Annotated in this window: 15 protein-coding genes and 1 pseudogene; 5 read left to right on the forward strand and 11 right to left on the reverse strand. The window is 69.7% G+C overall.

What is annotated here, in order from left to right:
- Nucleotides 1-52: 52 nt before the first annotated feature.
- The 4 genes from BM085_RS17305 to BM085_RS17320 form a co-directional block, all read right to left on the reverse strand.
- Nucleotides 53-289, reverse strand: a complete 237-nt coding sequence (locus BM085_RS17305) for a hypothetical protein (RefSeq protein WP_093887994.1) — start codon at nucleotides 287-289, stop codon at nucleotides 53-55.
- 170 nt (nucleotides 290-459) lie between these two features.
- On the reverse strand, nucleotides 460-1,380 hold the full coding sequence (era, locus tag BM085_RS17310) for a GTPase Era (protein ID WP_086578231.1): 921 nt from the start codon (nucleotides 1,378-1,380) through the stop codon (nucleotides 460-462).
- Nucleotides 1,381-1,397: 17 nt separating this feature from the next.
- On the reverse strand, nucleotides 1,398-1,730 hold the full coding sequence (locus BM085_RS17315) for a cytidine/deoxycytidylate deaminase family protein (protein WP_093887995.1): 333 nt from the start codon (nucleotides 1,728-1,730) through the stop codon (nucleotides 1,398-1,400).
- Nucleotides 1,731-1,967: 237 nt separating this feature from the next.
- Complete coding sequence (locus BM085_RS17320) at nucleotides 1,968-3,596, reverse strand: serine hydrolase domain-containing protein (RefSeq protein ID WP_245789368.1); 1,629 nt, start codon at nucleotides 3,594-3,596, stop codon at nucleotides 1,968-1,970.
- A 248-nt stretch (nucleotides 3,597-3,844) separates the two neighbouring features.
- Here BM085_RS17320 and BM085_RS17325 point away from each other — a divergent pair, with 248 nt between their 5' ends.
- The 3 genes and pseudogenes from BM085_RS17325 to BM085_RS17335 all read left to right on the forward strand — a co-directional run bounded on the left by BM085_RS17325 (nucleotide 3,845) and on the right by BM085_RS17335 (nucleotide 6,226).
- Nucleotides 3,845-4,846, forward strand: a complete 1,002-nt coding sequence (locus BM085_RS17325; RefSeq protein WP_093887997.1) for a GbsR/MarR family transcriptional regulator — start codon at nucleotides 3,845-3,847, stop codon at nucleotides 4,844-4,846.
- Nucleotides 4,847-5,099: 253 nt separating this feature from the next.
- Nucleotides 5,100-5,360, forward strand: a pseudogene (locus BM085_RS45950) (response regulator transcription factor); the annotation flags it as partial.
- Nucleotides 5,361-5,374: 14 nt separating this feature from the next.
- Entirely contained in the window at nucleotides 5,375-6,226 is an 852-nt protein-coding gene (locus tag BM085_RS17335; protein ID WP_143120971.1) for a DUF4097 family beta strand repeat-containing protein, read from the forward strand.
- Nucleotides 6,227-6,289: 63 nt separating this feature from the next.
- Here the strand turns inward: BM085_RS17335 and BM085_RS17340 are convergent, their stop codons facing one another.
- The 5 genes from BM085_RS17340 to BM085_RS17360 form a co-directional block, all read right to left on the reverse strand.
- Nucleotides 6,290-6,946 (reverse strand): hypothetical protein, encoded by a 657-nt coding sequence (locus BM085_RS17340; RefSeq protein ID WP_143120972.1) that lies wholly within the window; start codon nucleotides 6,944-6,946, stop codon nucleotides 6,290-6,292.
- Nucleotides 6,947-7,287: 341 nt separating this feature from the next.
- Nucleotides 7,288-8,592, reverse strand: a complete 1,305-nt coding sequence (locus BM085_RS17345; RefSeq protein ID WP_093888000.1) for a hemolysin family protein — start codon at nucleotides 8,590-8,592, stop codon at nucleotides 7,288-7,290.
- The gene (gene ybeY / locus BM085_RS17350) at nucleotides 8,589-9,071 is read right to left on the reverse strand and encodes an rRNA maturation RNase YbeY (protein ID WP_031163967.1); all 483 of its coding nucleotides are present in this window, start codon (nucleotides 9,069-9,071) and stop codon (nucleotides 8,589-8,591) included. The genes BM085_RS17345 and ybeY overlap by 4 nt, the downstream gene beginning before the upstream one ends.
- A gap of 43 nt (nucleotides 9,072-9,114) precedes the next feature.
- Entirely contained in the window at nucleotides 9,115-10,179 is a 1,065-nt protein-coding gene (locus tag BM085_RS17355) for a PhoH family protein (protein ID WP_093888001.1), read from the reverse strand.
- 91 nt (nucleotides 10,180-10,270) lie between these two features.
- The gene (locus BM085_RS17360; protein WP_093888084.1) at nucleotides 10,271-10,621 is read right to left on the reverse strand and encodes a histidine triad nucleotide-binding protein; all 351 of its coding nucleotides are present in this window, start codon (nucleotides 10,619-10,621) and stop codon (nucleotides 10,271-10,273) included.
- 285 nt (nucleotides 10,622-10,906) lie between these two features.
- Between BM085_RS17360 and BM085_RS17365 the strand changes: the two genes are divergently transcribed.
- Entirely contained in the window at nucleotides 10,907-11,386 is a 480-nt protein-coding gene (locus BM085_RS17365) for a SigE family RNA polymerase sigma factor (protein ID WP_043655278.1), read from the forward strand.
- Nucleotides 11,383-12,051: a hypothetical protein gene (locus BM085_RS17370; RefSeq protein ID WP_093888002.1), complete on the forward strand. Its 669-nt coding sequence runs from the start codon at nucleotides 11,383-11,385 to the stop codon at nucleotides 12,049-12,051. Before BM085_RS17365 ends, BM085_RS17370 begins: the two co-directional genes overlap by 4 nt.
- 4 nt (nucleotides 12,052-12,055) lie before the next feature.
- Here BM085_RS17370 and BM085_RS17375 read toward each other — a convergent pair whose 3' ends face one another.
- Nucleotides 12,056-12,787 carry a 16S rRNA (uracil(1498)-N(3))-methyltransferase gene (locus BM085_RS17375; protein ID WP_093888003.1) on the reverse strand — a complete coding sequence of 244 codons (732 nt, stop codon included), beginning with the start codon at nucleotides 12,785-12,787 and terminating at the stop codon, nucleotides 12,056-12,058.
- Nucleotides 12,788-12,820: 33 nt separating this feature from the next.
- Complete coding sequence (dnaJ, locus tag BM085_RS17380; protein WP_093888004.1) at nucleotides 12,821-13,963, reverse strand: molecular chaperone DnaJ; 1,143 nt, start codon at nucleotides 13,961-13,963, stop codon at nucleotides 12,821-12,823.
- Between the last annotated feature and the right edge of the window lie 12 nt (nucleotides 13,964-13,975).

Consider the following 13,975-nt stretch of genomic DNA (forward strand, 5'->3'; position numbering starts at 1 on the left):
CGATCATGCATATTCAGCACCGTTCAATACCGGAGCGCCCGTCACGGAGGGCTCAGAGCGCCACGTCGTAGGAGGCGACGACGGTTCCCTTCGGGACCTCGCCCGCCGGGGTCACCACGACCCGCCTGCCCGGATCCTCGTAGCCGTGCTCCGTCAGCCACAACAGGGCCGCGGGGTTCAGATCGCTGTAGTCGATCGGGCTGTCGGGCGAGAAGAGGTCCTTTCCGGCGGAGTCCTGCCCGATGTCTCCTTCGACGATCCACAGGGTGTAGGTGGTGTAGTCGGTCATTGCGGCCCCCGCGCTGTAGTCGTTCCCGTGAGCTCCATACCCCGGACACGACGACAGCCCCCCTCGCCAATGCCCCGTACACATACGAACTAAATGTCGTATATCCAGAAAAATGCGAAAGACGCGGAGGGCGGAGACCACCTCGACACCGCCGTGAAACGGGGCCGGGATCAGTCGTAGAAGCCCAGGCGGCGTAGCTGCTTGGGGTCGCGCTGCCAGTCCTTGGCGACGCTGATCCGCAGGTCGAGGTAGACGCGGGTGCCGAGCAGCGCTTCGATCTGCTGGCGAGCCCGGCTGCCGACATCCTTGAGCCGGCTGCCCTTGTGCCCGATCACGATGGCCTTCTGGGACGGACGCTCGACGAACATGTGCGCGTAGATGTCGAGCAGGTCGTCGCGGCCCTCCCGGGGCAGCATCTCGTCGACGACGACCGCGATCGAGTGCGGCAGCTCGTCCCGGACGCCCTCCAGCGCCGCCTCGCGGATCAGCTCGCCCACCAGCACCTGCTCGGGCTCGTCGGTGAGCTGGCCGCCCTCGTACAGCGGCGGGCTCGCGGGGAGCCGGTCGATCAGCACGCCGGCCAGCACGTCGAGCTGCTCCCCCGACTTCGCCGAGACCGGGACGATCTCGGCGAACTCCGCGAGCTGGGAGAGCGCGAGCAGCTGCGCGGCGATCTGCTCCCGGGTCGCCAGGTCGCACTTGGTCACGACGGCGACGACCGGCGTCTTCTTGACCGCGGCCAGCTTCTCGGCGATGAACCGGTCGCCCTTGCCGATGGGCTCGTTGGCGGGCACGCAGAACCCGATCACGTCGACCTCGGTGAGCGTGGACAGCACCAGGCTGTCCAGCCGCTCGCCCAGCAGGGTGCGGGGCCGGTGCAGCCCCGGCGTGTCCACGATGATGAGCTGGGCGTCCGGGCGGTGCACGATGCCACGGATGACCCGGCGAGTGGTCTGGGGCTTGGAGGAGGTGATCGCCACCTTCGTGCCGACCAACGCGTTCATCAGCGTGGATTTACCGACGTTGGGCCGGCCGACGAAGCAGGCGAAACCGGCGTGGAAATCAGCAGCTGAGGAACTCACGTCAACCATTGTCGCCGATGTCGGCCTCAGCTCTGACGCACGGCACCGTCAGGAGTGGCCACGAGCAGCGTCCTGCCGCCCATTTCACGGACCGCCCGCGCGTCCGCGTCGGCCGGGCCGTCGCCCGCGGTGACCAGTGCGGCCGCCTCCAGGGACTCGGCGCCGCTGGAGACGGCCATCGCCACGGCGACCTGCAGCGCCGAGAGCGTCAGCGACGGCAGGGCCACATTGGTCGCCGAGTAGGTCCGGCCGGTCTCGTCGCGCACGGCGGCCCCCTCGGCGGCGCCGTTGCGGGCCCGCGCGGAGCGGGCCAGAACGATGATCTTGTTGTCCTCGGGGTCGAGGGTCGCGTCACTCACAGCGCCAGGGTAGTCAGCGCGCGGCGTCCGGCCCCACCCGGCCTGCCCGCCGTCCGCCGTGTCGCGCCCATGAACCATGCGGCGGCGTCTCCCCCGCGGCGCCTCGCGGCCCGGCTCGCGGGCGGCCTGAACGTGGTGGTCGATGACCGCACGCACTCCCGAACGGGACGACGGTCGCATGGATCCGAACGGTGCGCCGCCGTCGCGGCTTGGACGGACGAACAGCGCGAGGAGCGGTTACGTCGCGGGGAGGCCGACCGCGTTGGACGCGTCGGCCTCGAAGTATTCCGTCGCGGCGAAGGGGCCGACGTGATCCTCGAAGAAGCTCCTGACGCCGTCGATCGAGTCATGGACGATGACGTTCACCGCCTTGGTCCCGTCGGTGCTCGCCACCGCCAGCGTCCACTTGGCGCCCTTGGGAAGCCGGCCATACGCCTTTTTCAGGGAATCCCAGAAACCGTCGTTGTCGGAAATCGCGGAAACAGCCATGACGTGCACCGTGGCACCCTCCTCATCGACTCTCGGACTCACTCGGCAATTGAGGTGAAGATACTGTGCGGCACCATCCTTGAAGTCGTAGATCGCGACGGTCTGAGGGTCCTCGAGCGGATCGTCCGAAGGCATCAGGAAATGGTTCTCGCTGATCGGGAACAGCTCGTAGTCGAGCTGTTCTGGTTTGTTGAGGAGTTGCGCCTCCATGGGGTTCAGGGTGAATCTGAGGTGGAGCTTTCCGCGCTCGGCCGCCACTTCGTAGCGGGTGCCGGGGCGCCCGTAGGAGCCTTCGTACCCGGACAGGTCGAGGGCCAGGGCCGGGTCGGGCTCCGGCAGGTCGGGGATCGTGACCGCGCCGAGGTCGGCCAGGATCTCGTTGAACACCTTCCGGTAGAAGCTGTCGCGCGGCCCGGCGTTCACCAGCATCGAGACGGCGATGTTCGATTCCGGCAGGATCCGCAGGCGGGCGCTCTGGCTGACCGCACTGCCGTCGTGGGCGTAGACGGTTTGGCCGTGCCAATCGCACACGATGAGGCCGAGTGCCCATTCCGGCCCGAACATGTACGGGTCAGGTATGGGGACCCGCGACTCCGTCATCTCACGGATGGCGCCGGGTGAGACGATTCTGGTCTCGTTCGGCGCCTTTCCTTCGTTGAGGAAGACGTACGCCATCATGAGCAATTCCCGGGCTGTCGTGTTGACGTTGCCTCCGGGGCCGAAGGAGCGCGGCAGGTGACCCAGCGGTGAGAGGACGGGCCCCTCCTGGAGGGATCGGATCAGGTATCCGGTCGCGGCCCGGTTCCGGTCCACGTGCTCACGCCGGCTGCTCGTCGAGGTCAGTCCCAAGGGGTCGAACAGGCGGTCCTTCATGATGTCGTCCCACCGCTTGCCGTCGCTCACCTCCATGATGCGGGCGAGGATCGCGTAGCCCAGGGCCGCGCTGTAGCCGTGCGTGTGGCCCGGGGGGTGGACCTGGCACGCGCCGGCGATGTTCTCCACCATGCGCTCGTACACGTCGTCGCCCTCGCCCGGATCTCCGTAGTCCTCCTCGATGCCGTTGGTGTGGTTGAGGAGATGGCGGGGTGTCACCCTGGCGCTGACGTCGAGGTCGGCGACCCGGAAATCAGGAAGGTAGGTCCGCACCGGCTCGTCCAGGGCGACTTTCCCCTCGTCGACGAGCTGCATGAAGGCGAGGGCGGTCCATGTCTTGGATACGGAGCCGCACTGGTAGACGGTGTCGACCGTCGCGGGCTCCCGCGTGGAGATGTCCTTGACGCCGACCGCGAAGTCGGTGATCTCCCCGTCGCTGAGGACGCCGATCGCGGCACTCGGAATCCGGTACTCCGCGAGCAGCTCGGAGACACGAGCTCGCATCCGGGTCACATCCAACGCTCTTGCCATAAGGGGTTCCTCGTCCTGTCCGAATCTTTCCAGATGATAAAAGGCTACGTTGCATTTCAATGATCGTCAACAACAAACCTTCAATGACGCGCTTCAGTACTGGGCTTTCACGCCGATCGTTGCAACAGCATTGTCGATAAATGCAATCCACACCAACCAGCCGTTGCAATGTACTGTTGGTGAACGCACCCGTGGACCCGAACCGACAGGAGGGCGAGCCGATGCCCGGAGGCAGGCTGACCCACGAGGATCGCCGGCAGATCGCGATCTGGCTGGTCGAAGAGCTGGGATACGCCGAGATCGCCCGGCGGCTGGGCAGGCCCACGTCCACGATCAGCCGCGAAGTGGCACGCAACAGCGCGCCCGGCGGCTACCTGGCCGACCGCGCCCAGCAGGCCGCCGGGCAGCGCGCCCACCGCCGCAGACCGGTTCCGGCCGCGCAACCACCGGCCGACGGGCGGCCGGCCGAGTCCGTGCGCGGTTTCGTGGAGCAGTTCGCGACGCTGCTGGTCGGGACCGGCCTTCCCCGGATGCCCGCTCGCGTGTTCGTCTGCCTGCTCACCTCCGACTCCGGGGGCCTGACGTCCGCCGAACTCGTACGCCGGCTACAGGTCAGCCCGGCGTCGGTGTCCAAGGCCATCGGTTACCTCGAAGCGATCGAGCTGGTCAGGCGCACACAGGATGCCGGCCGCCGCGAGCGGTACGTCGTCGACGACGACGTCTGGCTCCGGGCGTTCAAAGCCGACACCGGGGCGCACGCCGAGGTCGCGGCGGCCGCGCGGCACGGGATCGAGATCTTCGGCGCCGGCACGCCCGCCGGCACCCGGCTGGGCCGGATGGCTCGCTTCTTCGCCTGGATCAGCGATCAGATGAACGACAGCGGCCTCACCGACGCCGTCGTGCGCGACGCGCTGACGGTGCTGGCCGCGCTGGTGTACGCCGCTCGGCCCCTCACCGTGGACGACCTCGCCACGGCGCTGGACTGGCCCGTCCAGCGGGCGGCCGACGCCCTGGACGCGATCAGCCGCCGTCCGATCCTCTCCGACCCGCTCGCCGTGGAGCGGCTCGGGCACGGCGAGTACGCCATCACCCCGAGGCCGGACCGCCTGAGCTCCGCACAACGCGACGCACTGATCGTCGGTCCGCGCTCGACCCGGGGGGGCTCGGAAATGACGGAGCACGGTCCGAGCGCCCGCCCCACCCGGCCCTCGCCCCCTCCCTGACCTGGATCCGCGCTCCCGTGGTGGAGCCCGCCCTACCTTTTTCCGGGATACCGGGCCCATGTCGCCGGGTGGTCGCGATCCCTACGGTGGTCCCATGACCACGACCGAACCGACCACCCCCTGGGACCGGATCCGTGCCCACTGGTCAGCACCGGCCTGGCTCCGGACCTCGCACGTGGTGACGGGCCTTCCGATCTCCCTGCTGGCCCTGGTGGTGATCGTGGGCCTGACCGCGCTGTCGGTCCTGCTGGTCGGGACGGTGGTGGTCCCGTTGGCCGCGCTGCTCCTGCTCCGCAGGCACAGCGACCCGCTGGACCTGCTGACCCGCAGGGAGTACGAGGTGCTGGCGCTGATCGCGGAGGGCCGGTCCAACGCCGGGATCGCCGAGGCGCTGGTGGTCAGCGAGGGCGCCGTCGGCAAGCACATCAACAACATCTTCACCAAGCTCGGCCTGTCCGGCGCGGACAAGGACCACCGCCGGGTGCTCGCCGTACTGCGATTCCTGAAGGTCTGAAGAGAGAGATGCCGATGCGAAGCAGTGTCCGGATCGCCTGGATCGCAGTGGGCGGAGCGCTGACCGCGCTGACCGTGTCGGGCATAGCGCTGGCCGGATGGTCCGAGGTGAGCCGGACACAGGCGGCCGGCGACCGCTACGACACCTCCCTCCTCCGTCCCGCGACGCTGTCGGAGGCCTCCGTCCGCGAGTACACGCTCACCTCGCCGGAGCTGGTGCTGCGCACCGGCGGGCGGGTCAACATCTCGATCGTCCCCGGCACGGCCGGACAGATCTCCATAAAGCGGGAGATCATCTGGTTTGAGGGCGCCCCTGGCTTCTCCGGGGGCAAGCCCAGCATGTCCGAGATGTGGAACGGAAGGACGCTGCAGCTCACCGTCGGCTGCCCGGTGAAGGTGCGGCCCCGCGAGTCCCCCTGCCGCGCCGAGTACACCCTGAGCCTGCCCCCCGCCACCGACGTCGAGGCCTCGACCGACTTCGGGAGCGTGTCCGCCCGCGGCGTTCAGGGCGATCTACGGCTGTCCACCGCCTCGGGCGAGGTGACCGTGGCCGATGCGGGGGGAGCGCTGCGGGCGCGGGCCGGGTCGGGAAAGGTGACCGGGACCGGCCTGCGATCCGCCGTGGTCGACGTCGAGGTCGGCAGGGGCGACGCCGTGCTGGGCTTCCAGCGCGCCCCCGAGGACGTCAGGGCGGTCGCCGGGGAGGGCGGTGACGTCGAGGTCACCGTGCCGGAGGGCGACGGCTACCGGGTGGACGCCCGCGCCGGAAGGAGCGTCGTCGAGGTCCGCCGGGACCAGGAGGCCTCGCGGCGGATCACCGCCCTCGCCCCCGAGGGCGAGCTGCGGATCCTCCCGTACCGGCCATAGCCGGCGACGGCGAGGCCGCCGACAGTACGGCCGACGGCCGACGGCGGTACGGCCGGCGATCCCTCAGACCGCCGCCCGGTCGACGAGGAACTGGGCGAGCTGCTGGGTCCGCCTGACGTCGACGTCGGCGATACCGGTGTGCACCAGCGAGATCAGCGTGCCGCCGATACGGGCGAAGACCACGTGCATCTCGTAGGGATAGCCGTTCAGCCGGCCGCGTAGCCGCTTGGCCTGCACGTCGTCGCCGACGGCGTCCAGCTTCAGGCTGGACACCCTCAGGGAGGTGCGCCTGCCCGCCAGGCGGCTTCTGGCGACCGGGCAGCCCTCCAGGGCCTGGGTCAGCTCGGCGAACTGCCGCTCGGCGCCGGCACCGGTGTAGGAGGCCAGACCGATCCCGGCCAGCTCTCCCAGCTCGTCGCCCGGGTAGGTCGCGTCCACCCGGGCTCCCGGCGCAGGCTCCGGCGAACTGCCTCCCGCCAGGTCGAGGACGAGCCGGCAGTCACGGTCGGCCGGGCGGAAAGGGGGTTTCCACCCCTCGCCCCGCCAGGCGGAGAAACCGTCGGGTAACTCCTGCGCCTTGGGTAACACCCCGCGCAGCCGCTCCAGCTCCGAGCCGGCGTCCTTCGCCGTGTGGTCCGTACCGGCGCCGCACGCCGCCACGGCCCCGGCCAGGACCGCGCAGACGCCGGCCGCCACGGCAGTTCGAATCCCCCGCGTCATGACTGTTCCCCCGATGTCACGTGCGAGGAGTCATTTCCCCCGCCGATCCGCTTTCTTCCCATTCGGCAAAAGCGGCAATCATCGAGAAACGCCTAAGGGTGCCCTCAACCGCATTATGCGGCTGAGAACACCCTTAAGCCAGCGACGCAGAACCAGCTGGAAGCCGTATCCGCGCTCTTCCCCCTATGGAGCCGTCCCCTGCGCCGCGAACCCCTCCCGGCGCGGGAAACCTCTCCACCGGCGCCCGCGCGACCGGGTGCCGTGAGATGAGAATGGCGGACGCGGCTTGCAGATTACTTGCGGACCACTTGGGTGGATATCACCCGCCGCGCATTCTTCTTTCAGTCATTCTCCGCGGAGGCCCCCACCGAGTCGGGCTCGGGCTGGACGGTCCGCCTGACGAGGACCGTGCCGATCCGGTTGCGGCGCCCGGCGAGGCTCTCCGCCGTCAGGCTGAGCCCCTCCACCACGGCCTCGGAACCGGCGATCGGCACCCGGCCCAGTGCGTGGGCCAGCAGGCCGCCGACGGTCTCGACGTCCTCCACCTCGAGCTCGATGTCGAACAGATCCGCCAGGTCGCCCACCGGGAGCCTGGCGGTCACCCTGACCGACCCGTCCTCCAGCGGCTCCACCCGGGGAACCTCCTGGTCGTACTCGTCGGTGATCTCTCCCACGATCTCTTCGAGGACGTCCTCGATGGTGACCAGGCCGGCCGTCCCGCCGTACTCGTCGATGACGATGGCCTGGTGGATCTGGCGGGCCTGCATCTCGCGCAGGAGCTGGTCGATGGGCTTGCTCTCCGGCACATAGGTGGCCGGACGCATGATCGTCTCGATCTGCTCGGCACGGCCGTCGTCACCGGTCTCCTGCATCCGGCGCACGACGTCCTTGAGGTAGGCGATGCCGATGACGTCGTCCTCGTTCTCACCGACCACGGGGATCCGGGAGAACCCGCTGCGCAATGCGAGCGACAGGGCCTGGTTCAACGTCTTGCCGCGCTCGATGAACACCATGTCGGTGCGGGGCACCATGACCTCGCGGACCAGGGTGTCGCCGAGCTCGAAGACCGAGTGGATCATCTCCCGCTCGTCCGGCTCGATGACCCTGCGCTCCTCGGCCAGGTCGACCAGGTCGCGCAGCTCGGCTTCGGAGGTGAACGGCCCCTCCCTGAAGCCCTTGCCGGGCGTCACGGCGTTGCCCAGCAGGATGAGCAGCTTGGGCAGCGGCCCGAAGATCCGGGTCAGTCCGTACACGAGGGGGGCGCTGGCCAGCGCGATCGGCTCCGCGTGCTGGCGGCCCAGCGTGCGCGGGGAGACGCCGACGATCACGTAACTGATCACGATCATGACCGCGGCCGCGGCCGCGTAGGCCCAGCCCTGGTCGCCGAGCCAGTCGATGAAGAGCAGCGTGGCGATCACCGTGGCGATCAGCTCGCAGCTCAGCCGGAGCAGGAGCAGCAGGTTGAGGTAGCGCGGCGGATCGGCGACGATCGCCTGCAGGCGCCCGGCGCCCCGGCGCCCGTCACGGACGAACTCCTCCGCGCGCACCCGTGAGATGCGGGTCAGAGCCGTCTCCGCGCTGGCTATCAGGCCGCCGACCACGACGAGGAGGACGGCCGAGAACAACCACCCGTTGGCGAGGTTCACCGCTGGGGGCGCACCTCCCGCCACGACTCCAGAAGCTCGCCCTGCAGGCCGAACATCTCCTTGTGCTCATCGGGCTCGGCGTGGTCGTAACCGAGCAGGTGGAGGATGCCGTGCGTGCACAGCAGCTCCAGCTCCGCCTCGGTGCTGTGCCCGGCCTCGGCCGCCTGTTTGGCGGCCACCTGCGGGCAGAGCACCACGTCGCCGAGGAGCGCGGGGTCGGTGGGGGCGTCGCCCTCCTGCCGGGCTCCGGAGCCCGGACCGGGACGCAGCTCGTCCATCGGGAAGGAGAGCACGTCCGTCGGACCGGGCTCCCCCATCCACTGCTCGTGCAGCACCGCCATGGCCTCTTCGTCCACGATCAGGATGGACAGCTCGGCGAGCGGGTTGATGTCCATCCGCTCCAGCACGTGCCCGGCCAGCGAGACGATGAGTCCCTCGTCGACCTCGACGCCGGACTCGTTGTTGACCTCGATGCTCATCGGTCGTTCACCGCTCCTCGCGCGCCACGCGGCCCGCTCGTACTCATCTTGTCTCCCGAGGACGCTTGGCCACGCCCTTGATCGCCGGTGGGGCGCTCTGCCGCTGCGTCTCGTCATAGCGCCCATAGGCGTCCACGATGTCGCTCACGAGCTTGTGCCGCACCACGTCGGCACTGGTCAGCCGGCTGAAGTGGATGTCGGGAATGCCTTCGAGGATCCCCTGCACCACCCTCAGGCCGCTCAGCGTGCCACCCGGCAGGTCGACCTGGGTGACGTCACCGGTGACGACGATCTTCGAATTGAAGCCCAGCCGCGTCAGGAACATCTTCATCTGCTCGGGCGAGGTGTTCTGCGCCTCGTCGAGGATGATGTAGGCGTCGTTGAGCGTACGGCCGCGCATGTAGGCGAGGGGAGCGACCTCGATCGTGCCCGCGGCCATCAGCCGGGGGATCGAGTCGGGGTCGAGCATGTCGTGCAGCGCGTCGTAGAGCGGGCGCAGGTAGGGGTCGATCTTCTCGTAGAGGGTGCCGGGCAGGAAGCCCAGCCGCTCGCCGGCCTCGACCGCCGGGCGGGTCAGGATGATCCGGTTGACCTTCTTCTCCTGAAGCGCCTTCACGGCCTTGGCCATCGCGAGATAGGTCTTGCCGGTGCCGGCGGGACCGATGCCGAAGACGATGGTGTGCCTGTCGATCGCGTCGACGTAGCGCTTCTGGTTGACGGTCTTCGGACGGATCGTCCGGCCCCGCGAGGAGATGATGTCGAGGGAGAGCACCTCGGCCGGCCGGTCGGAGGTCATCCGCAGCATCGCGATGCTGCGCTCCACGGCGTCCGTCGTGAGCTCCGCGCCTCCCTGGACGAGCTCGGACAGCTCCTCGAAGAGCCGCACCACGATGCTGCTCTCCTCCGGGCTGCCGGTGATGGTTATCTCGTTGCCCCGGACGTGGATGTCGGCGCGGAAGGCACCCTCGATGACACGCAACAGCTCGTCGCGCGAGCCCAGCAGGCTGACCATCGAGTGATCGTCCGGAATCACCACCTTCGCCTGGGTCCGGCTGGGACCCTTCGATCGCGGTGGGGAGGTTCTGCTGGAATCGTTTGTCTCGGACATAGGCGGGCCTTTCGGCCTGTTCGCCTCCAGATATCGGCGTGGGACTTCTACGCCATCGTATCCGTGATCGACGCGATCGCGCCTGCCGGTTTTATCCGGGCGGCCACGTCAGCCCGCGCCCTCCGAGCACGTGTCCGTGCACGTGGAAGACGGTCTGGCCCGCCTCGGCTCCGGTGTTGAAGACCAGGCGGTATCCCGAGGCCGCGACACCCTCCTGCTCGGCGACCGCGTGCGCCGCCTTGATGACGTCGTCGGCGAGCCCGTGGTCGGCGGCGGCCAGCGCGGCCGCGTCCGGATAGTGCTCCTTGGTGACCACCAGCACGTGGGTGGGGGCCTGGGGGTTGACGTCCCGGAAGGCCAGCGTGCGATCGGTCTCATGAACGATCTTCGCGGGAATCTCCCCGGCCACGATCTTGCAGAACAGGCAGTCGGCTTCGCTCACCATGCAGGCACCCTATCCCCCTCGGACGTTGTCAATCGGTGATGGTCCATCGTCAGCAAAGAAAGATCCACGCAGATAAGGTGGGTATGCAAAACTTCAACAACTACAGACCATTGCGATTCGCACGATATGGCCGCCTGGCGAGGACACGACTGGGTCATGCCCCCTAATGAACCGGAAGAGCGTAAACCCTCGGGGAAGGCCGAGCGTCCCACTGATGTGACCACCGAGACCCTCGTGGCCGACAGGTCGCTCGGGGCGGTGCCCGTCGGGTGGGATGCCGACATGGCCGTTACCGCGCTGTACAGCGCGCATTATCGGTCGCTTGTGCGTCTCGCTGTGTTGCTCGTCCGCGATATGGCAACCGCGGAGGAAGTCGTGCAGGACGCGTTCGTCGCCATCCATGGCGCCTGGCGTCGACTGCGCGACACCGACAAGGCACTCGCCTACTTGCGCCAATCGGTCGTCAACCGATCGCGATCGGTGCTCCGGCACCGGGCGGTCGTGGAGAAGTACGCCCCCAAGGGCATGCCGGACGCGCCGAGCGCCGAGAACGGCGCGATCGGCGAGTTCGAGCGGTCCGCCGTCATCGAGGCCCTCCGCGGCCTGCCCGCGCGCCAGCGGGAGGCACTGGTCCTGCGCTACTACGGAGACCTGTCGGAAGCGCAGATCGCCCATGCGATGGGTATCAGCAAGGGCGCGGTCAAGAGCCACACGGCTCGCGGTATGGCCGCCCTACGAACCTCACTGGAGCAACTGTCATGACCGACTCCCCCGACGAGTACGGCGAGCTGCTCCGCCGTGTCCTCAGTGCGGAGGCGAACTCGGTCGTTCCCTCCCCGGACGGACTGGAGATCATCCGTGCCCGCGTAGAGAAACGGGGGCTCCGCGGGCTGATGTGGTGGCGCGCCGGAGCCTCAGTCGCGGGAGCCGTCCTGGTGGCGGCCACCATCGTCATGGTGGTCCCGCAGTTCCGTGAGCAGGTGACCCGGCAGGTGGGCGACGTCAACTTCACCCAGTCGACCTCACCCGACCTGTCCGCGACCTCGCGGGCCCCCTCGAACGGCGGCGATCGGCTTCCGGCGGTGCCCAAGCCTGGGCCCGGCACCACGGAGCCCGCGCCGATGCCCACCCATTCCAGGAGCACCGCGCCGACCCCCAGGCCGACGCCCAAGCCGACGCCCAAGGTCACGCCGACCCCGAAGGCCACGCCCTCGCCCACCTGCCCCACGACGCCCCCCGACAGCACGGCGGTCGAGCCCGAGGAGCTCCCCGAGGAGTGCAGGAAGACACCGGCGCCGACCCCGAAGCCCTCGGAGGCGACCACGCCCTCGGAGCACCCGTGCACGGCCGGGGAGTGCCCGCCGACGGACGACCAGCCGGCACCGCTGCCGACGGAGTCGACGACCTCCGTCTCCTCGGGCGGCTAGCGGGTCACCAGCGGCCGGTGCGCGTCTGAAGCACCGCCGCCGCGGCGACCCCGGCCGTCGAGGTGCGCAGCACCGTCGGCCCGAGCAGCGCCGGCACCGCTCCCGCCTCGCGGAACGCGCCGATCTCCGCATCGGCGACCCCGCCCTCGGGGCCGACCACCACGACGATGTCACCGGCGCCGGGAAGCTCCAGGGTGGAGAGCGGGGAGGCCGCCTCCTCGTGCAGCACGACGCCCAGGGCCGCCGCCGACAGCAGTGCGACGACCCCGGCCGTGGTGGCGGGCTCGGTCACCTCGGGCAGGTGGAAGCGGCGGGACTGCTTGCCGGCCTCCCTCGCCGTGGAACGCCAGCGGTTCAGCGACTTGGCCGCCCGCTCGCCCTTCCACTGGGTGACGCACCGGGCCGCGGCCCAGGGCACGATCACGTCGACCCCCGCCTCGGTCATCATCTCCACGGCCAGCTCGCCCCGGTCGCCCTTGGGCAGCCCCTGCACCACGACCAGGCGGGGCCGCGGAGCCGGCACCTCATAGCGGCGCAGCACCTCGACGCGGAGGGAGTCCCGGCCCGCCTCCCGGACCACGCACTCGGCCACGGCGCCCGCGCCGTCGGTCAGATCGAGCCGCTCCCCGGCCCGCAGCCGCCGTACGGCGGCCGCATGGCGTCCCTCGGGACCGCCGAACGTGAACTCCTGCCGGGCCAGGTCGGCCGGATCGGCCAGGAAGACCGGGACCGTCATCGGCCGGGCCGGCGCGGCCGGGAGGCGTACCTGTCAGCGGCCATTGAACGCGTCCCGCAGCCGGGAGAAGAACCCCTGCTGGCCGGGGGCGAACTTGCCGGGCGGGCGCTCCTCGCCGCGGAGCTTGGCGAGCTCGCGCATGAGCTCCTCCTGGGCCGGGTCGAGGCGCGCGGGGGTCTCCACGTTGACGTGGATCAGCAGGTCGCCGCGGCCGGTCTCGTTGAGGCGCTGGACACCGCGGCCGTAGAGCGGGATGGTCTGCCCGGACTGGGTCCCCGGCCGGATGTCGAGCTCCTCCGCGCCGTCGAGCGTCTCCATGGTCAGGATGGTGCCGAGCGCGGCGGCGGTCATCGGGATCTGCACGGTGCAGTGCAGGTCGTCGCCACGGCGCTCGAAGATCTCGTGCGCGCGCTCGACGATCTCCAGGAACAGGTCGCCGGGCGGGCCGCCGCCCGGGCCGATCTCCCCCTCGCCGGCGAGCTGGATGTGGGTGCCGTCCTCCACGCCGGCCGGGATGCGGACCTTGATGGTCCGCCGCGTGCGGACCCGGCCGTCGCCGGAGCACTCCTGGCAGGGGTTGCGGATGATCGAGCCGAACCCGCCGCACTGGGGGCAGGGGCGGGAGGTCATGACCTGGCCGAGGAAGGACCGGGTGACCTGGGAGACCTCGCCCCGGCCGTGGCACATGTCGCAGGTGTCGGGGTGGGTGCCGGCCGCGGCGCCGGAGCCCGTGCAGACCTCGCAGAGCACGGCGGTGTCGACGACCAGCTCGCGGGTGGTGCCGAAAGCCGACTCGCGCAGGTCGAGCTCCACCCGGATGGTGGCGTTGCGGCCCCGGCGGGCACGTGACCTGGGACCGCGGCCACCGCCGCCGCCGGCCGCGCCGAAGAAGGCGTCCATGATGTCGCTGAACGGGAAGCCCGCGCCGAAGCCTCCGGCGCCCGCACCCGCGCCCGCGGCGAACGGATCGGCGCCCATGTCGTACATCTGGCGCTTGTTGGGGTCGGACAGGACCTCGTAGGCCTGCGTGATGTCCTTGAACCGCTCCTGAGTCTCAGGGTCGGGGTTCACGTCGGGATGCAGCTCCCGCGCCAGGCGGCGGTAGGCCTTCTTGATCTCTTCCGCACTGGCGTCACGGCGCACCCCGAGGGTGCCGTAGTAGTCGCTCTTAGCCACTTAGTTGACCTC

It is taken from the genome of Streptosporangium canum (genome assembly GCF_900113865.1).
Classification (GTDB): Bacteria; Actinomycetota; Actinomycetes; order Streptosporangiales; family Streptosporangiaceae; genus Streptosporangium; species Streptosporangium canum.